Annotated in this window: 15 protein-coding genes and 1 pseudogene; 8 read left to right on the top strand and 8 right to left on the bottom strand. The window is 61.3% G+C overall.

Features of this window, described 5'->3' with window-relative positions:
- Positions 1 to 80: 80 nt before the first annotated feature.
- From AB4O05_RS27890 to AB4O05_RS27880, 3 genes are all read left to right on the top strand, one after another.
- The gene (locus AB4O05_RS27890) at positions 81 to 671 is read left to right on the top strand and encodes an NAD(P)H-dependent oxidoreductase (RefSeq protein ID WP_460134041.1); all 591 of its coding nucleotides are present in this window, start codon (positions 81 to 83) and stop codon (positions 669 to 671) included.
- A 30-nt stretch (positions 672 to 701) separates the two neighbouring features.
- Positions 702 to 1,598: a LysR substrate-binding domain-containing protein gene (locus AB4O05_RS27885; protein WP_460134042.1), complete on the top strand. Its 897-nt coding sequence runs from the start codon at positions 702 to 704 to the stop codon at positions 1,596 to 1,598.
- A 238-nt stretch (positions 1,599 to 1,836) separates the two neighbouring features.
- A complete protein-coding gene (locus AB4O05_RS27880; RefSeq protein ID WP_460134044.1) occupies positions 1,837 to 3,282 on the top strand; it encodes a SulP family inorganic anion transporter in 1,446 nt (481 codons plus the stop codon).
- A gap of 4 nt (positions 3,283 to 3,286) precedes the next feature.
- On the opposite strand, the gene AB4O05_RS27875 is transcribed toward AB4O05_RS27880, so the two are convergent.
- Positions 3,287 to 3,667, bottom strand: coding sequence for a lysozyme inhibitor LprI family protein (locus tag AB4O05_RS27875; RefSeq protein ID WP_460134046.1), 381 nt, complete (start codon positions 3,665 to 3,667; stop codon positions 3,287 to 3,289).
- A 249-nt stretch (positions 3,668 to 3,916) separates the two neighbouring features.
- On the opposite strand from AB4O05_RS27875, the gene AB4O05_RS27870 reads away from it, so the two are divergent.
- Genes AB4O05_RS27870 through AB4O05_RS27855 form a run of 4 tightly spaced genes read left to right on the top strand, consistent with a single transcriptional unit; the run spans position 3,917 to position 8,002 of the window.
- Complete coding sequence (locus tag AB4O05_RS27870; RefSeq protein WP_460134048.1) at positions 3,917 to 5,266, top strand: GntT/GntP/DsdX family permease; 1,350 nt, start codon at positions 3,917 to 3,919, stop codon at positions 5,264 to 5,266.
- A 12-nt stretch (positions 5,267 to 5,278) separates the two neighbouring features.
- Complete coding sequence (locus AB4O05_RS27865; protein ID WP_460134050.1) at positions 5,279 to 6,139, top strand: MurR/RpiR family transcriptional regulator; 861 nt, start codon at positions 5,279 to 5,281, stop codon at positions 6,137 to 6,139.
- A gap of 1 nt (position 6,140) precedes the next feature.
- Positions 6,141 to 7,604: an N-acyl-D-amino-acid deacylase family protein gene (locus AB4O05_RS27860; protein WP_460134053.1), complete on the top strand. Its 1,464-nt coding sequence runs from the start codon at positions 6,141 to 6,143 to the stop codon at positions 7,602 to 7,604.
- 29 nt (positions 7,605 to 7,633) lie between these two features.
- Complete coding sequence (locus tag AB4O05_RS27855; RefSeq protein ID WP_460134055.1) at positions 7,634 to 8,002, top strand: glyoxalase superfamily protein; 369 nt, start codon at positions 7,634 to 7,636, stop codon at positions 8,000 to 8,002.
- Positions 8,003 to 8,155: 153 nt separating this feature from the next.
- On the opposite strand, the gene AB4O05_RS27850 is transcribed toward AB4O05_RS27855, so the two are convergent.
- From AB4O05_RS27850 to AB4O05_RS27835, 4 genes and pseudogenes are all read right to left on the bottom strand, one after another.
- The gene (locus AB4O05_RS27850) at positions 8,156 to 9,019 is read right to left on the bottom strand and encodes a methyl-accepting chemotaxis protein (protein ID WP_411736595.1); all 864 of its coding nucleotides are present in this window, start codon (positions 9,017 to 9,019) and stop codon (positions 8,156 to 8,158) included.
- A pseudogene (locus AB4O05_RS27845) lies at positions 9,011 to 9,940 on the bottom strand (methyl-accepting chemotaxis protein); the annotation flags it as partial. The gene AB4O05_RS27850 and the pseudogene AB4O05_RS27845, both read right to left, overlap by 9 nt.
- Before the next feature lie 314 nt (positions 9,941 to 10,254).
- Positions 10,255 to 10,545: a hypothetical protein gene (locus tag AB4O05_RS27840; protein ID WP_460164823.1), complete on the bottom strand. Its 291-nt coding sequence runs from the start codon at positions 10,543 to 10,545 to the stop codon at positions 10,255 to 10,257.
- Positions 10,539 to 16,001: a dermonecrotic toxin domain-containing protein gene (locus tag AB4O05_RS27835; protein WP_460164822.1), complete on the bottom strand. Its 5,463-nt coding sequence runs from the start codon at positions 15,999 to 16,001 to the stop codon at positions 10,539 to 10,541. Before AB4O05_RS27835 ends, AB4O05_RS27840 begins: the two co-directional genes overlap by 7 nt.
- A gap of 199 nt (positions 16,002 to 16,200) precedes the next feature.
- Between AB4O05_RS27835 and AB4O05_RS27830 the strand changes: the two genes are divergently transcribed.
- Entirely contained in the window at positions 16,201 to 16,818 is a 618-nt protein-coding gene (locus AB4O05_RS27830; RefSeq protein ID WP_460134058.1) for an FKBP-type peptidyl-prolyl cis-trans isomerase, read from the top strand.
- A 60-nt stretch (positions 16,819 to 16,878) separates the two neighbouring features.
- On the opposite strand, the gene AB4O05_RS27825 is transcribed toward AB4O05_RS27830, so the two are convergent.
- From AB4O05_RS27825 to AB4O05_RS27815, 3 genes are all read right to left on the bottom strand, one after another.
- A complete protein-coding gene (locus AB4O05_RS27825; RefSeq protein WP_460134060.1) occupies positions 16,879 to 17,136 on the bottom strand; it encodes a PA4570 family protein in 258 nt (85 codons plus the stop codon).
- A 161-nt stretch (positions 17,137 to 17,297) separates the two neighbouring features.
- Complete coding sequence (locus AB4O05_RS27820) at positions 17,298 to 17,639, bottom strand: zinc ribbon domain-containing protein YjdM (RefSeq protein ID WP_020296444.1); 342 nt, start codon at positions 17,637 to 17,639, stop codon at positions 17,298 to 17,300.
- Positions 17,640 to 17,821: 182 nt separating this feature from the next.
- Entirely contained in the window at positions 17,822 to 18,790 is a 969-nt protein-coding gene (locus AB4O05_RS27815) for a polyprenyl synthetase family protein (protein ID WP_460134061.1), read from the bottom strand.
- Positions 18,791 to 18,929: the final 139 nt, after the last annotated feature.

The raw sequence follows: 18,929 nt of genomic DNA, 5'->3' as shown, positions 1-18,929 counted from the left end.
TTGCGGCTTTGTGGCTTATTCCAGAGGGCCGTTGCCGATAGCCTGCGTTCAGACATTTTCAACCTTCTGGATGCACTCTCATGAAAAAAGTACTCCTGCTCAACGGCGGCAAAAAATTCGCCCACTCCGACGGCCGCTACAACACCACCCTGCATGACGCTGCCCTGGCCTTGCTGGACCGTGGTGGCATCGACGTTAAAGTCACGCATATCGACGAAGGCTACGACGTGGCCGAAGAAGTGGCCAAATTCCTCTGGGCCGATGTGATCATCTACCAGATGCCCGGCTGGTGGATGGGCGCGCCGTGGATCGTCAAGAAGTACATCGACGAAGTCTTCACCGAAGGCCACGGCAGCCTGTATGCCAGTGACGGTCGCACCCGTTCCGATGCCTCGCAGAAATACGGCAGTGGCGGCCTGATCCACGGCAAGCAGTACATGCTCTCGCTGACCTGGAACGCGCCGCAGCAGGCCTTCGACGACCCGAGCGATTTCTTCGAAGCCAAGGGGGTGGACGCGGTGTACTTCCCGTTCCACAAGGCCAACGAATTCCTCGGCATGACCGCCCTGCCGACTTTCCTCTGTGTGGACGTGATGAAGCGCCCAGCCATCGAGTCTGACGTGGCGCGTTACGAGCAGCACCTGGCGCAGGTCTTCAACCTCTCGGTGTAAGCTGCGCTGAACCGATAGAGAGGACAGCCCGTGAAAGCCCGATCCGATGAGCTACAGATCTTCGTCAGCGTCATCGAGTGTGGCTCGATCTCGGCGGCGGCGGAGCAGGTCGGGCAGACGCCGTCGGCGGTCAGCCGCACCTTGTCGCGCCTGGAAGCCAAGCTCGACACCACGCTGATCAACCGCACCACGCGGCGCATGGACCTGACCGAGGAGGGCAAGTACTTCTTCGAGCAGGCCAAGCTGATCCTGGCGCAGATGGATGAGTTGGAAGAACGCTTGTCTTCACGCCAGAAGAACCCCGCCGGACGCCTGCGGATCAACGCTGCCGTGCCGTTCATGCTGCATGGGATCGTGCCGTACATCGCTGAGTTTCGCAGCCTCTACCCGGATATCCAGCTGGAGCTGAACAGTGATGACTTGATCATCGACCTGTTGGAGCAGAGCACCGATATCGCCATCCGCATCGGTGTTTTGGCCGACTCCACCCTGCACGCGCGTTCCCTCGGGTGTACCCCGCTGCACATCCTTGCCAGCCCCGATTACCTCAGGCAGTACGGCGCGCCGCAGACCGTCGCCGAACTGGCGGATCACACGCTGCTCGGCTTCACCCAGACCGAAACCCTCAACCATTGGCCGCTGCGTCATGTGGAAGGCGACCGCTGGCGGATCGAACCGGGCATTGCCGCGTCCAGCGGTGAAACCCTGCGCCAGTTGGCACTGGAAGGGCAGGGTATTTGCTGCCTGTCGAACTTCATGACCAGCGCCGACATCGACGCCGGGCGCCTGGTGCCGGTGCTGGAGGCGTTCAACAGTGGTTACCGCCAGCCGATCCATGCGGTGTTCTACCGCAACTCGCAATTGGCCTTGCGTATTCAGTGCTTCCTCGACTTTATCCAGGCCAAGCTGGCGCGGTATGCCTGCTGATGCTGGAGACCGAGGTGTTGCCATCGCGGGCAAGCCCGCTCCTACAGGGGATGTTCGTTGCTTTAGCATTGCGTTCGCTTAACTGATCGGCAGTGGGGCAAGCCACAGATCAAAATGTGGGAGCGGGCTTGCTCGCGAAGAGGGCCGCTGGGTTCATCTGTTGTTACACATTACTGGCCCCACCGACCGCAATTCCGTACCATCCCCAGGCTAATCCCCCGCAACTCCCTGGTACCCCATGAAGCTCACCCGTCTGCGCGCCGATGCCCTGGCCGGCCTCACCACGTCTTTCGCGCTGCTGCCCGAATGCATCGCTTTTGCCCTGGTCGCCCACCTCAACCCACTGATGGGCCTTTACGGTGCCTTTATCATCTGCACCCTCACCGCGTTGTTCGGCGGTCGGCCGGGCATGGTTTCCGGGGCCGCCGGCTCGATGGCGGTAGTGATCGTCGCGTTGGTGGTGCAACACGGCGTGGAATATTTGCTCGCCACGGTGCTGCTGGGCGGGCTGATCATGGTCGCCTTCGGCCTGCTGCGCCTGGGCAAGCTGGTGCGCATGGTGCCGCACCCGGTGATGCTCGGGTTCGTCAATGGCCTGGCGATCATCATTGCTCTGGCGCAGTTGGAGCATTTCAAACGCGGTGAAACCTGGCTCAGCGGTACGCCGCTGTACGTGATGACCGGGCTGGTGGCCGCGACCATGGCCATCGTCTATCTGCTGCCGCGCATCACCCGCGCCGTGCCGCCGGCCTTGGTGGCGATCCTCGGCGTGGGCCTGGCGGTGTATCTGCTTGGCCTGCCGACCCGTACCCTCGGCGACATGGCCCACATCGCCGGCGGCCTGCCAACGTTCGCGTTGCCGCAGATTCCCTGGACCCTGGAAACCCTCGGCATCATCGCCCCCTATGCGTTCCTGATGGCAATGGTGGGCCTGCTGGAAACCCTGCTGACCCTCAACCTTACCGACGAAATCACCGAGACCCGTGGCTACCCCGACCGCGAAAGCGTGGCCTTGGGCGCGGCCAATATGGTCTCGGGCCTGTTCGGTGGCATGGGCGGTTGCGCGATGATCGGGCAGACCGTGATCAACCTCAGCTCCGGTGGGCGCGGGCGTTTCTCCGGGGTGTTTGCCGGAGTGATGATTCTGTTGTTCATTCTGTTTCTGTCGCCGCTGATCGAGCGGATCCCGCTGGCGGCGCTGGTGGGGGTGATGTTCGTGGTGTCCCAGCAGACGTTTGCCTGGGCCTCGTTGCGGGTGCTCAACAAGGTGCCGCTCAACGATGTGCTGGTGATCATTGCGGTGACGGTGATCACGGTGTTCACCGACCTGGCCACGGCGGTGCTCTGCGGTATCGTGATCGCGGCGCTCAACTTTGCCTGGCAACAGGCTCGCGAGCTGTACGCCGACGAGCATCTGGAGGCCGACGGCAGCAAGCTCTACCGCCTGCACGGCACGTTGTTCTTTGCCTCGACCACACCGTTTCTGAACCAGTTCGACCCGGCGAACGACCCGGCCCAGGTGACGCTGGATTGCCGCCACCTGAGCTTTGTCGACTACTCGGCGATTGCCGCGCTGATGACCTTGCGCGAACGCTACACCAAGGCCGGCAAACATCTGCGCGTGCTGCACTTGTCGGAGCGCTGCAAAAAGTTGCTCAAGCGCGCGCGGGTGCATCACGAGTAACGGGTCAAGGTCCGACCAGGTTTTCCAGTTCCTGGGCACGCGCCTGGGTCATGTCCAGCATGCAACCGGTGCCGTTGACCTGATCAATGGTGCCGCCGGTGGCTGAGCCGATAAACCCGCAATTGGCATCGCGGTATTTTATCCACAGGCGCTGCACGTCTTGCAGCTCCTGCTTGCGGTTGCCTTCCTGAGCCTCGAGGGCGGTCTTGTAGGCTTTGTTCAAGCGTGCGTCCTGCACCTTGGCTTCCTTGACGTTGCAACCGACCATGTCGGCGGTCGTGTCGGCGCCATCCAAGCATTTTTTCAACGTTGGGTTGTCGTCTGCGGCGGCCATACCGCACATGGCGAGAAGCAGGGCGCCAGCGGCGAGTGTCGTGCGAATCATGGTCGATGTTCCTGGGTTTAAAGGGATGTGCATTCTATGACTCAACGCGGTTCATTGAGTTTCCAGCCTTTTCTGACCGTCATGTAAGAACACCCCCCGAATTTTCATGCACGGCTGTTGCGCATATCCCGACGCGACAGCGCTTATCCGTGGACGAAAATTACTTTCATAAAAATTGAAAACTCTTCTCGGAGATGATTTATGAGTTTCACAACAGATTTGACGTGACCCTTTCTCGAGGAGTACCGCATGGCCGCATCACCGGGCTTCGGGCTATTGGCATATGCTGCCATCGCCATCATTGCTTTGATCGTGCTGATCGCACGTTACCGACTCAACCCGTTTATCGTCATCACTCTGGTCTCCATTGGCCTGGCGCTGATGGCCGGGATGCCGGCGGACACCATCATGGGGTCCTACGAAGCGGGTGTGGGCAAAACCCTGGGGCATATCGCCCTGGTAGTGGCGCTGGGCACCATGCTCGGCAAGATGATGGCCGAGTCCGGTGGCGCCGAGCAGGTGGCGCGTACCTTGATCAACCGTTTCGGCGAGCGCAATGCCCACTGGGCCATGGTGTGTATCGCCTTCCTGGTGGGGCTGCCGCTGTTTTTCGAAGTCGGGTTTGTGTTGCTGGTGCCGATCGCCTTTACCGTGGCCCGGCGTGTGGGCGTATCGATCCTGATGGTCGGCCTGCCGATGGTCGCCGGTTTGTCGGTGGTGCATGCGCTGGTACCGCCGCACCCGGCGGCGATGATGGCGGTGCTGGCATATAACGCGTCGGTGGGGCAGACCGTGCTGTATGCGATCCTGATCGGTATTCCTACGGCGATCATTGCCGGCCCGGTCTACGCCAAGTTCATCGTGCCGCGCATTCACCTGCCGGCGGAAAACCCGCTGGAACGTCAATTTATCGAACGCGAACCGCGCAGCCGTCTGCCAAGCTTTGCGCTGACCATGGGCACTATCCTGTTGCCGGTGGTGCTGATGATGATCGGCGGCTGGGCCAACGTGATCTCCACGCCGGGCACAGGGTTTAACCAGTTCCTGCTATTTATCGGCAACTCGGTGATCGCGCTGTTGGTGGCGACCCTGGTGAGTTTCTGGACCTTGGGCCTGGCCCAGGGCTTCAACCGCGAATCGATCCTCAGGTTCACCAATGAATGCCTGGCACCGACCGCCAGTATCACGTTGCTGGTGGGCGCGGGGGGCGGGTTGAACCGCATCCTGGTGGACGCCGGAGTGACCAACGAGATTCTCGGCCTGGCCCATGCGTTCCATTTGTCGCCGCTGGTGATGGGCTGGTTGTTTGCCGCGTTGATGCGCATCGCCACCGGCTCGGCCACTGTGGCCATGACCACCGCGTCCGGCGTGGTGGCGCCCGTTGCTCTGGGCCTGGGTTATCCACACCCGGAATTGCTGGTGTTGGCCACCGGCGCCGGCTCGGTGATCTTTTCCCACGTGAATGACGGCGGCTTCTGGCTGATCAAGGAATACTTCAATATGACGGTGATCCAGACCTTCAAAACCTGGACCGTATTGGAAACGCTGATTTCGGTGGTGGCCTTCGGTCTTACCTATGGTCTGTCCTGCATCCTGTAACCCGGAGCCTCCATGGACATCCTCTACCAGATCCGCGCCCGCCAGGCTTCTTTCAGCGCTGGTGAAGGGCGTATCGCCCGGTTGATACTCGATGATGTGGGCTTTGCTGCGTCGGCCAGCCTGGAGGCGTTGTCGCAGCGGGCCGAGGTGAGCACGGCGACCTTGTCGCGCTTTGCCCGCAGCGTCGGGTGCCGGGACCTGCGCGACTTGCGCCTGCAATTGGCCCAGGCCAGTGGTGTCGGCAGCCGCTTCCTGGACCCTGCCGGTTTACCGGAGCAGTCGGCCTTCCACCGGCAGATTCTCGGCGATATCGAGGCGACGTTGCGTCAGCACTTGTCGGGCTTTAACCAGGCGAGTTTTGTCGATGCGGTCAGTCTGTTGGGCAAGGCGCGGATGATCCACGCATTCGGCCTGGGCGGCCCGTCGAGCGTGTGCAGCGATGAATTGCAGGTGCGTCTGGTACGCCTGGGCTACCCGATCGCCGCTTGCCACGACCCGGTGATGATGCGTGTCACCGCCGCGACATTGGGCCCTGAGCATGCGCTGATTGTCTGCTCGCTCACCGGTCTCACCCCCGAGTTGCTGGACGTGGTGGAACTGGCGCGCAACTACGACGCGCGCATCATCGCCATCACCCTGGCCGACTCACCCCTGGCGCGGTTGGCGGATGTGCTGTTGCCGCTGCAACCGGCCGAAACCAGTTTTATCTACAAACCCACGGCGGCGCGCTACGGCCTGCTGCTGGCCATCGACCTGCTCGCCACCGAACTGGCGCTGGCCCTGCCGGACGACAACCAGGAGCGCCTGCGCCGGATCAAACTGGCCCTGGACGATTATCGCGGCGGCCCCGATAGCCTGCCGCTCGGAGATTGATATGAAGTACGACACGCTGATTCGCCAGGCGCTGATCATTGATGGCACCGACACGCCGGGTTACGTCGCCGACGTGGGGCTGCGCGATGGGCGTATCCAGAGGATCGGCGATCTGTCTGCGGCAGCGGCCGAGCATGAGATCGACGCAGCCGGCCGCGTGTTGGCGCCGGGCTTTATCGATGTGCACACCCACGATGACACCGTGGTGATCCGCCACCCCCAGATGCTGCCCAAACTCAGCCAGGGCGTGACCACGGTGATCGTCGGTAACTGCGGCATCAGCGCTTCGCCGGTCAGCCTGCGCGGTGATCCGCCGGACCCGATGAACCTGCTGGGTACGCGTGAGGCGTTCAGCTACCCGCGCTTCAGCGATTACCGCCGGGCCGTGGAAAACGCCCACCCCGCGCTCAACGTGGCGGCGCTGATCGGCCACACGGCGCTGCGCAGTAACCATATGGATGACCTGCACCGCACGGCCACAGCGGATGAAATCGCGGCCATGCGGGTGCAGTTGAAAGACAGTCTCGAAGCCGGTGCCTTGGGGTTATCCACAGGCCTGGCCTACGCCAGTGCGTTCAATGCCGAAACCGATGAAGTGCTGCAGCTCAGTGAAGAACTGACGGCGTACGGCGCGGTGTACACCACCCATTTGCGCAGCGAATTCGAACCGGTGCTGGAGGCGATGGACGAGGCGTTTTCGATCGGCCGGCACGCCAGGGTGCCGGTGATTATTTCCCACCTCAAGTGCGCGGGGGCGGGTAATTGGGGGCGCAGCCCGCAGTTGTTGGCGGCGCTGGAGCGGGCGGCGAAAACCCACCCGGTGGGTTGTGATTGCTATCCCTATGCGGCCAGTTCTTCGACGTTGGACCTCAAGCAGGTGACCGACGCGTTTCGCATCACGATCACCTGGTCGACGCCGCACCCGCACATGGGCGGGCGTGACCTGCAGGACATTGCTGCCGAATGGGACGTTTCCCTGATGGACGCCGCGCGCCGCCTGCAACCGGCGGGGGCGGTGTATTACGGCATGGATGAGGCGGATGTGCGGCGTATTCTGGCGCACCCGTTGTCGATGGTCGGTTCGGATGGGTTGCCCGAAGACCCATTCCCGCATCCGCGTTTGTGGGGCGCTTTTCCGCGGGTGCTGGGGCATTTCAGCCGGGATGTCGGGCTGTTCCCGCTGCACACGGCGGTGCACAAGATGACCGGTCTGTCGGCCGCGCGTTTCGGTCTGGCCGAGCGTGGCGAAATTCGTGAAGGGCATTGGGCGGATCTGGTGTTGTTTGACCCGTTGCGGGTGCGCGATGTGGCGGACTTCAAGGAACCTCAGCGCGCGGCCGAGGGGATTGAGCAGGTGTGGGTCAACGGCGTGCTGAGCTACAGCGACGGGCAGGCCAACGGTCGGCGGCCGGGGCGCTTTCTGGCGCGCAACGGCGATTTGCGTCGGGGTTTTTCCTGTTTATAGTGGGCAGTCTCACACACGGAGCGGTCGCCATGCACTTAGGAAAAGTCACCCCCATCCTGCGAATTTTCGACGAGGCCAAGGCATTGGAGTTCTACGTCGATTTTCTCGGGTTCAAGGTCGATTGGCAGCACCGCTTCGAGGAAAATTTCCCGCTGTATCTGCAAGTGTCATTGGGCGAGTGCGTGCTGCATTTGTCCGAGCACCATGGCGATGCTTCGCCGGGGGCGGCGGTGCGGATTCAGGCGCAAGGGGTGGACGCTTACCAGCAGCAGTTGCTGGGCAAGGATTACCGGTATGCCAAGCCTGGGGTTGAGCAAACGCCGTGGGGCTCACGGGAGATGAGCATCAAGGACCCGTTTGGCAATCGCGTGGTGTTTGTCGAGGAAGGCGAGGGTTGAACGCCAAATCGCAGGCCATAAAAAACCGCCCTTGGTAGAGGGCGGTTTTTTTTTGCAATCCCAGTGTGTGGTTGGGGTTGCGATCTCACAGGAAGCTGACCGGCGGGTGAGTACTACCGCCGGTCATAGCATCTCGCAAGACCAGAGCACGACCTACACCCTGAAGTGGCTGACCATCTGCTGCAGCTGGCTGCCCAGGCGTGCCAGTTCCACACTCGACTTGGCGGTCTCGTCACTGGCCGTGGCGGTCTGTTCGGACACATCACGCACATTGACGATGCTGCGGCTGATCTCTTCGGCCACGGCGCTTTGCTGTTCGGCGGCGGCGGCGATCTGCTGGTTCATCGACTGGATGTTCGACACCGTGCGGGTGATGTTTTCCAGGGATACACCGGCCTTGCGCGTCAGCTCAACGCTGCTGTCGGTGAGGCTGCGGCTGTTGTTCATCACGTTGGCCACTTGCTGGGTGCCGTTTTGCAAACCGGCGACCAGGCCTTCGATCTCTTCGGTGGATTTCTGCGTGCGTTGAGCCAGGCCACGCACTTCGTCGGCCACCACGGCAAACCCACGCCCGGCTTCACCGGCACGCGCCGCTTCAATCGCCGCGTTCAGCGCCAGCAGGTTGGTCTGCTCGGCCACGGCCTTGATCACGTCCATCACGCTGCCGATCTTGTTGCTCTCCTGCTGCAGGTGGCTCATCGCATCGGTGGAGCGCGCCACTTCGGCGGCCAGGCGTTCGATCTGGGCAATGGCTTCGGCCACCACTTTGTCGCCGGCTCGGGCCTGGCCATCGGCATCGGCAGCGGCGAGCGACGCCTGCTCGGCGTTGCGCGCTACTTCCTGCACAGTGGCGGTCATTTCATGCATTGCGGTGGCGACTTGATCGGTCTCGATCTTCTGGCTGTTCACGCCGGCGCTGGTCTGCTCGGTCACGGCAGACAGCTCTTCGGCGGCGCTGGCGATCTGGGTCACGCCGTCCCGGATACCGCTGATCAATTCACGCAAGGTGCTGCCCATGCGCTGGATGCCTTGTTGCAGCACGCCCAGTTCATCGCGGCGGGTGACCTGGATGGTGTGGCTCAGGTCGCCGGAGGCAATGCGTTCAACCACGGCCAGGGTTTCCTGGATCGGGCGGGTGATCTGGCGGGTAATCACCAGGGCGGCGATGATGCCAACCAGCAGGGCCAGCAACGTGCTGATCAGCTGCAGGCTGCGGGCCTGGGCGCTTTCGGCGTCGCGGCGGCTGAGCTGGATCTCGTAGAGTTTGTCGCTGATGGTGACGATATCCGCGCCTTGGGTGGTCATTTCGGCGCGGGCGGCGACGATGTTGGCGTTGGCCGCTTTGTAGTTCTGCACTGCGGTGCGGTAGGCGCCAAGGGCGGTCTCCAGTGCGCTCAGCGCAGTTTGCTGGCTGGCGCCGAAGGCGGCGCTGAGGTCTTTCAAACCGCTGATGGCTTTTTCAATCTGTGCGGCGGCGCGGGCTTCGGTGTCCGGGTTGACGTTGCCGGTATAGCCGCGCACCTCGTAGCGGGCCAGTTGGAACTGCATCTTGGCGTCGGCCACGGCCTGGAACTGGGCAAGGTGCTCTGAACTGTCAGGCATTTGCTTCACGTTGCTTTCCAGCGCGTCGATTTGCGCGTTGGCGATATCGGCCTTCTCACCCATCACCTGGCGAGAGGCGCTGCCGTTACGGTAAGCCTCGCGCATTTTGTTCAGGGACTGTTGGTAAGCGGTGATGACCGCTTTCTGCTCGTTGAGCAGCTTGACGTTTTCCGGGCTCTTGAAGCTGTCCAGCAATTTCTGTTGCTGGGCGACAAAGGCGTCCAGGCTGGTTTGTACGCTCTGCGCCACGGTTTCATCGCCGTTGGCCAACATGTATTGCAGGCGCACGATGCGCAGTTTGGTCAACGAAGCATTGAGCTGGGTAATGTCGCTCATCCAGTTGCTGCGGTCGATCAAGCCGCCCAGGCTGGTCCAGCCGGTGAGGGCCAGGATCGAGGTGAGGACGAGTACCAGGCCGAAGCCCAGGCCCAGTTTGAGGTTGACGCTGATGTTACCGAACCAGCTGTTCATCGAGTGCTCCGCAAAAGTGATGTCTGTCTGCTGGACGGTGTTGTTGTTGGACCCAGCTAAGGTGTGTAGGGCTGTATCGGCAGGCGATGCGAGATCTGAAACGGTTTTTTGCATAGGCGTTACAGCGTGCGTGAGCGCCATTGCCCAGGTTCCTGTCGAACAAGGGCAATGGGCTGCGGTTACGGTGCCGGAGTCAGTTGTATGACGTTTCTGAGTGCCTGGATCAGGCTGTCCTGCGTCAGGAACCGCTGGTCTTTCAGCGCCTCCCAACGGTCGATGAAGAAGTGCCCCGCGTCATCGATCTGGATGGGCGTGGAGACAATCTGGCCGCTGTTGGATTTGTGCAGCAGGTTCGTCTGTTCAGGGGTAGGGCGTTCAATCAGGAAATGGCCGATGTCCTTCAGGCGTGAGCGGTCCACGGGTACGAACGGCTCCGGGGTTTTTATGCGCTCGAACCCCACGTTCAGCACGAAATCGCTGCGTAGGGCTCGCCATTTGGTTTCGCTGAAAACCTGCCAGGCCCCCGGTTCAAATCCTTTTGCCAGGCGGGTGGCGGTGTCGCGTATGTGCAGGCTGAGGACGCCTTGCATGGGCGCCAGGCCCGGAATGCCCAGGTAGGTGTCCGTATGGGCGCTGCCCATGAACGCCACCCACTTGTGCGCCCCGTGTGCGGCCTGGTCGGCCTGGATAGCGTGGGAGGCGAAGTAGCTGAACATCGAGTTGCGCAAGACGTCGGGATCCAGGAGCGACTGTGACGCCCCCTGAGCCCTTTGAGGTTGTAGCTTGCGGCGCAGTCGATGGCTTGAACGCGGATCCCGTGTTTGTTGGCTGCTTGCAGGATATTGGTATAGGTGTAGGGGCCTTGGTAGTGGACGGTCTTGCCATCGTAAAAGCGCATGTGCCCGAAATCCTGGCGTTGGAGAAAGGCTTTCAGGCTGTCGGGCATTGTTGCTGTCTGGTTGAAGAGGTTGAGTTCGAGTTGGTGCAAGTCCGTTTGCAGATGTTCGACATACAGGGTTTGTACGCCCTGTTTTTTCAGGTCCGCCATGTGCTCGATGAGAAACTTCTTGGCCGACTCCGAGGCATGAGCTTCGCCGATCACCAGGCCTGGGGCATAGGTGTAGGCCGCTTGGATAAAATCTCGTTCTGTGCGCAGCAGGGCCGTATCGGGCAGCGTAGCTTTGGCGGGAGGCACGTAGCTGCTGAAATACTCTTCGGCGGCGCTGTAGAGGCGGCGCCGCGTTTGGGTAAAGGCGCTGAAGGGCTCTTGCAGTTCCGGCAGCGCCGGTGCGTAGGTCGAGTCCAGGCCCCTGTGCGTCATCTGCAGCTCGCGCAGAGGCTCCCTGAAAGCTGGCGCGACATCGAATGTGTTGAAGTGAGTCGGCTCGGGCAACGCCGCAGTGCTGGGGACCAGAGGCGGCGGCAGTGCAGCGGCAGGCGCGGGGGGCTGGTATGAGGTTTTCAGGGTCAGCCTGAAATCCACTGGATCGCTCCAGAGGCCCACTGCCGAATCGGTGTTGACGTCGTCGATACGCAGGCCGATTGCCGTGTGCAAATCGGCCAGCCCGGGTATCTGCTCAGAGGTGCGCACCCGGCTGTGTTCAGCCAGGGCCACCCAGCGTGTTCTCGGCTGCTCGGCCAGGTCGGCGTTGATTGCTTTATGCGAGTAGAAATTGCGCAAACCATTGGCGCGCGGTGGCCACTTGGCGTTTTCGATGATGTGGAAGGCATGGTTCATGTCATACGACGTTGCGGCATCCAGGGCCTTGAGTTCAATGCCGTGCCTGCGCGCCGCTTTCATCAGGTTCAGGTAGGACGGCGAAGCCCCGTCGCCCAGGCCGAAGGTGCGGTCCACGCGGCCCAGGTGTTTTTCGATATGCCGGGAGGAGCCCTTGGTGTTGAGCTTTAGCAGCTTGAGGCGGAACACGTCGTTAGGCAGGTGTTCGATGTAGAGGCGCTTGACGCCCTGCCTGGCCAGTTGCGCCATGTTGTCGATCAGAAACTGCTTGCTGGCGATCGACTCGCTCACTTCGCCGATCACCAGCCCGTCGCTGTGCTTGAACAGTGACTCGAGGATCTGCGGGTGAGCCGCGTCGCTGGCCAGTGGCGGGCGTGAAGGGCGCGGGGCGGCGGGCGTTGGCACGGAGAAAAATGCTTCGGCGTCCCGGCTCAGGGTATCGACCTGCTTGAGGTAGGCCTGGTGAATCGGCGCCATATGTTCACGGTGTTTATCGATGAAGTACATGGGGGGAAACACCGGGTCATCCGTGATCAGCGACCGCCTGAAGTCGGGCGCGAGCAGTCGTTCCACATCTCGCCAGTGTTGTGCATCGATCTCGTAAGCCTTGAGTGCATTGGCGCCGTCGGGCAGTTTTTCATATTTTGGGGCGCCGCCTGCGACCCCGGAGCGCTGCCAGCGACCGTCGGTGGTTTTTTCCACCAGGCGCGCCGTTGATCGCAACTGACCGCTGGCGGCGTCTGGGCGAAACAGCAGGTAACGGCCCAAGGGATCCGGGGCAGTGGGCGCCCAGTACCACTCACTGCGGAACAGCACGGGCTGCATGTTTTCTGGCGACGGCTGCGGGGTTTGCAGGGTGCGGGTATGTGCGATGGCCTGGGCATCGGGTGTGCCGTGCAGGCTTGGGCGTACGCGGATGCCAGACATCCTGATCGAGCCGAGGGCGGGACGCAGGTCGGTAAACAAGGCACCGCCGGCGTTGAACAGGTAACCGAGCAAATGCTGGAGGGCGGCATCGTTGTGGCCCTGATGGTAAGCCTCCAGAGCCAACATGGCGTCCTTGAAGGCCAGCAGCAGGCCGGTGCCCAGGCTCAGGATGGGAAAGGGGGCGGTCGCAATCGCGGCCACCCATTCAACACAGCTCCACACGATGTTCGTGATCATCTGGGTACGCTGCGGGGTGGTGGCAAGGACATCATCTATCTTGCGTTGCAGTTTCAGGTTGTACAGTTCGTGCCGTAAGTCCTTAAGCGGCGTGACACGTGCAAGGCTGTCGTAACGAGGTGGGCTGGGGGTGGTTCGATTGATGTGCTCGGGCAGTTGCTCGCGGGCAGTTTTCAGGAATTGCCCGACGCGCGTACGCGATTGGATGGGCGCTCGCTCGGTCAGGTAGCCGACCATGCCGTCGATCTTTTTCAGGGTGTGGTTGAACAGCCGTGCTTCGCGAAAGGCGATGTGATCGGGGGCATTGGGGGTGTAGAGCAACACCGGATCGTCGCCATGGCTGAACAGGAAAGTATCGATGATCCAGTCACCGTCTATCCTCAGGCGATGAATCGGGTACCGGGCGCGAACGGCGGCCGATGTGTCGCCCATGCTTTGAATGCTGGCGTCAAGCCAAGCCAGGTCGATGCTGCTGATATGGCCTTTGAGCTGGCATTCCAGAGCGGCATTGCGCATCTGCAATTGCGTGATTGCCAGGGTCGCATCGCGGCGTTTTGCATAGCCTGGGCTGTTGGCGTTTTGCAGCTTGCTGCGCACTTCGTTGATATAGCGTTGGCCGATCCAGGTACCCCGCACCGAGGCAGCGACCTTTTGCGCGGTCAACGGGCTGAGGTCGACGCCCTCGGGACCTTTGAACGTGGCGGACTGTGAGAATGCCTCGTTCAGAAAACCGATGCTGTCGTCATACCCGTCGCGGTACAACGTGGTGTAGTTGACCGGTGGCGGGGTCGCCGTCCCCACGTGCCTTGGGTAGTAGGCCCACACTTCATTCGGGTCCACATCGTTTTGTTGGCGGCCGAGCAGACCGTTGAGCGCGGTTTTCGCGTGTTGGTGCAGATACGCCTCGAATGTCGCAAAGGCATGCTCCGATTGCGGGTCGGCATTGTAGGTGCGCAATGCGCCTTCGGCGTCATCGGCCAGTGTCAGCAGCTTGCGGCGATGGGCGGCGCTGGTGGAAGTAAACCAGGAGGGTGTGCTGGAGCGTTGGTCATCCACTTGGGTGGCGAGGAAGTGTTCGGCCATGCTGGTGAGGCAATCGGCGTGGTTGCAGGGGCTGTCGAATTTGACTTCCTTGTACTCCTGCTCGTGGGGTTTGAAGCTCAGGCCCATCAGGGTTTTTGCCATGGCCAGGCGAAACCGCAGGGCCACGCGTTCGAGCAGGTAGTCGGTCATGGTGTGCCTGCCGGGAGGTGCGCCGTTATCCCGGCTCCAGCCCAGCACGTGGGTCTGGCAGGCGATCTCGCTGTCGAACGCCATGAATTGTTCCGCCCTGGGCGCTGATGGGGTGCACAGCAGCAGGCGCATTGGCCTGCCGTTGGCATCCACTTGGCGCAACACCCAGAGGTCCTGGAGCTGGGCATCGTGCAGGGACAGGGTTGATGCGCTCAGGCGTGGGTCGCTGCCTTCACGCAGTTGCTGGATCAATTGGTAGTCCGCCTCGGTGATGTGGTTTTGCAGCAGGGCGGCATAGGCCAGGCAGTTGATGCGCCGATCCAGCATGTGCCGGATGGCGCCCTTGAGTCCCGGTTTACTGTGAATGCCCTGTTGGACCTGGGGGAACGCCAGGCGCGGTTGCACGGTGTTGAGCAACTGCACGAGATAGCTGGGTGTGAGCTCTGCGTAGTGCTCGGGCATCGGCTTGTCTGCATAGCTGAGGGTGGTCCTTTGCAGAAAGTCCGAGCCCGGTTGCTCATCAGTGCTGTGCAGGCCGCGCAGGGCCAGTTCGGTCAGGGATTTTTTATGTTCGTAGTCGCCAACGCCCTGTACGTGACGCTGTGCGGTGACCCACAGTTGATCGGGATTGAAATCCTGGATATCCAGATCGAGGTCGAGCTGTTCGATCAATTGATAGCGGGCCAGCGCCTGCGGTGAGGCAGCGGGGCCAAAAAACTCGTTCAGTGCCTGGCGTGCCTGGTTGTACTGCTGGATGTGTTCGGCCAGCCGTGTCTGCTGGGTGGCATTGGCGCTGCGATACCAGCCCGGTGCGCTGTAGCGCAGGCTGCGTTCCAGCAAGGCTTGGGCATGCAGTGCAAGGCGTTGGTCGTAGGTGGGCAGCGCGGCGGCAATGGCCTGGTCCAACTGTTGATAGAGCCGTTTGCCGCTGTGTTCGGGGTTGTCGATCAGGCTCAGCGCCCGCTCGATGTCCAGGCTGCGTTTGTTTATACGAGCGTTATAGAGGTGTTCAAACAGCGGCTCGCCGTTGATTTTTTCAAGCGCCAGGGGCCAGATGCCGGCTGCGCTGAGCCCGTGGTAGCGCTGTGGCAGGCAGTCGATGAAGGCCTGGCGTCGAGCGGTACTGTGCAGCGATTGCTGCAGCCAAGTGTCGAGTTCGCTCAGGGAGTCAAAGGCTTCCAGGCCGCGCGAGGGTAGAAACAACAGGATGGGCCCAACCTTCACATCGCCGCTCAGGTCTTCGACCACAGGCGTGGCCTGCGCGGTGAGCACAAAGGCCCCGGCGACCTCGACGGGTAAATCCTGGTAGGTGAACGTCAGTGCATACAGACCGGGTCGTGCCTCTGGGCCCAGGCTTATTTTTTCAAGCGTTTTGATCCATTCCGGGTGCAGCAACCGATCCTTGATGCGCAGCCTGGCCTCTTGCTTCAGGGCCGTGACGCCGGCTTCGAATGTGAGGTAGGACTTGCGGCTCTTGTTCTCGATCTGGTGGCGCAGATCGAGTTCATTGAGTTTTGTGACCAGCTCGGCGTTCAATTCGCTGAGCAGCGCCTGGCCCTGCTCGTTATCCAGGTGGCTGTCTTCGACGGACTGATACAGCAGACGAGCGCTGTGCAGCAGTGCTTGATTGCTGGTCTTGAGGACCTGGTTCAGGCGCTCCAACTCGATGAGCTCTTCAGCTTTGCTCTGCGCCGCGATAGGGGTGCCTTCCAGCAGGTAATCGCTGATCAGCCCCAGGTTGTTGCGTATCTCCTCGAAAGTGGGAGGGTGGTCCAGCGGGGTGGCGGTCATGTCTAAAACTCCATAATGCAGGGAGCTTTAGCTTGTTGCCTCACGTTACGGGCTCGGTGGTAGATACATAATGGCCCGCGAGGGGGCTCATCATGGGCTGGCCTTGTGTGCTAGTCTGCGGGCCCTTTTAGTTCTGGGCTGTACGAAAAAACCTGCTCTCGTGACGGTTTTCAGTGTTGCCCTACAGCGGAGCCTCTTCATGTCCGAAGTTAATCTGTCCACCGACGAAACCCGCGTCAGCTACGGTATCGGCCGTCAGTTGGGCGACCAACTGCGTGACAACCCGCCGCCTGGTGTGAGCCTGGACGCGATCCTGGCTGGCCTGACCGACGCGTTTGCCGGCAAGCCAAGCCGCGTTGACCAAGAGCAAATGGCCGCCAGCTTCAAGGTGATCCGTGAAGTCATGCAAGCCGAAGCCGCAGCCAAGGCTGAAGCAGCCGTCGGTGCGGGCCTGGCGTTCCTGGCTGAAAACGCCAAGCGTGATGGCATCACCACCCTGGCTTCCGGCCTGCAATTTGAAGTGCTGACTCAAGGTGACGGCGCCAAGCCGACCCGTGAAGATCAAGTGCGTACCCACTACCACGGCACCCTGATCGACGGCACTGTATTCGACAGCTCCTACGAGCGTGGCCAGCCTGCTGAATTCCCGGTCGGCGGCGTGATCGCCGGTTGGACCGAAGCCCTGCAACTGATGAATGCCGGCAGCAAATGGCGCCTGTACGTGCCGAGCGAACTGGCTTACGGCGCCCAAGGCGTTGGCAGCATCCCGCCGCACAGCGTTCTGGTGTTCGACGTCGAGCTGCTCGACGTTCTGTAAGACCTGCTGGCTACCCGTGGGAACGAGTCCGCTCGTTCCCACAGGGGGTTGCCGGGTTTTTCATGGATGGAACTTGCCATTGAGTTCCGTCGTCGGGCGCAACGCTCGGGCATAGCAGAACAGAAACAGGTTGCGCACCACCTCTTTCAGCACACCGGGTTCACTTGAACTCAGGCCAATGACGTCCAGGTCGCCCTGGTCCTGCAGTTCATTCAGCGCTTCTTCTTCCAGTACCGCACAGACTTCGCCGGTTTCCCGATGCAGGATCCGCAGGTAAGGGTGTGGGCGATCCAGCCAGGCATCTATCAAATAAGTCATGGGTTGCATCTCCTTGATGGGTTTCAATGAGAATAATTCTTATTAGTAGAATAGCAAGTGCCTATTGGCAGTTTCGTGTTTTTTCTGAATGGGCAGTGAGGGGGATCAAGGGGGAGGGCAAAACGCCATCCCGCGGCGGGCGCGGGATGGATGCAGCAGATTCAGACCTTGCGCACGAACTCGGACTTGAGTTTCATCGGGCCGATACCGTCGATCTTGCAGTCGATATCGTGGTCGCCGTCACATAGACGGATGTTCTTGACCTTGGTACCGACTTTCACGACCAGGGACGTACCCTTGACCTTGAGGTCCTTGATCACAGTGATGGTGTCGCCGTCCTGCAGGACATTGCCCACAGAGTCTTTCTTCACGGATTCATCGCTGGCCACTTCGGCCTCGCCACTGGCGGACCACTCATGGGCGCATTCCGGGCAGATCAGCTGGGCGCCGTCTTCGTAGGTGTATTCGGAATTGCATTTCGGGCAGGGTGGCAACGTGCTCACTAAGGCTCCTTGACAGTCAGGATGGCTAGAAGTCGCACATTGTATAGGGTTTTAGCGGCGAAGTGGCTAACCCTGCAGGAGCGAGCTTGCTCGCGAAGAACTCAAATGCACCGCGTCACATCAGAATGAGCACGTTATCGTTGGCGTTGTTCGCGAGCAAGCTTGCTCCTGCAGTGAGGGGGTCAGTGGGTACGCGCGACCGCAAACTCGCTCAGCTCGACCAGGGCATCCCGGTATTCGCTGGCTGGAAGGGCTTCCAGGCACGTGATTGCACGGGCCACGTAATCACGTGCCAGCTGCGCGGTGTAATCCAGTGAACCGGAGGCTTCCACGGCAGCGCGGATGCTTTCCAGGTCTTCGATGCCGCCTTTCTGGATCGCCTTGCGCACCAGGGCAGCCTGTTCCGGCGTGCCTTCGCGCATGGTGTAGATCAGCGGCAAGGTCGGCTTGCCCTCGGCCAGGTCGTCACCGACGTTCTTGCCCAGGGTCTCGGCGTCGCCGCGGTAATCGAGCAGGTCATCGACCAACTGGAACGCCACGCCCAGATGATCACCGAAGGTGCGCAGGGCTTCGGCCTGCTCGGCGGTGGCGCCACACAGCGCGGCGGCACTGTGGGTGGAGGCTTCGAAGAGCATCGCGGTCTTGCCGCGAATCACTTCCATATAAGTTTCTTCGGTGGTGCTGGCGTCGCGTACCTTGGACAGTTGCAACACTTCGCCTTCGGCGATGATGCGCGTGGCCTGGGAAAGAATCTTCATCACCGGCATCGAGCCCAGCTCGACCATCATTTCGAACGAGCGCGAGTACAGGAAGTCGCCGACCAATACGCTGGGGGCGTTGCCCCACATCGCGTTGGCCGTCTCGCGACCACGGCGCATGCCGGACATGTCGACCACGTCGTCATGCAGCAGGGTGGCGGTGTGCAGGAATTCGATGGTGGCGGCCAGCAGGCGCAGGTCATCGCCTTCGCGGCCCAGGGCCTTGCCACACAGCAACACTAATAAAGGACGCAGGCGTTTACCGCCCGCCGACGTAATGTAGTCACCAATTTTGGAGACCAGCGGCACTTTAGACGTCAGCTGCTGCTTGATGATGCCGTCGACGGCGCTAAAATCGTCCGCGACCGCGCGGTAGAAAGCTTGGGGTTGCATCAGCGACAGTCGCTCCAGAAGGGTTGCGCGGCATGCTAGGACCCAGGCCCCCAGGTGTCAAGGCGCGATGGACGGCCACTTGCAACGCGTCAAAGCCTTGCGTACAATCGCGCACCCTGAACTTCCTGGGCAGCACCTG

The sequence above is a fragment of the Pseudomonas sp. S1_G07 genome, assembly GCF_054668565.1.
This window is presented reverse-complemented; position numbering and strand designations above follow the sequence as displayed.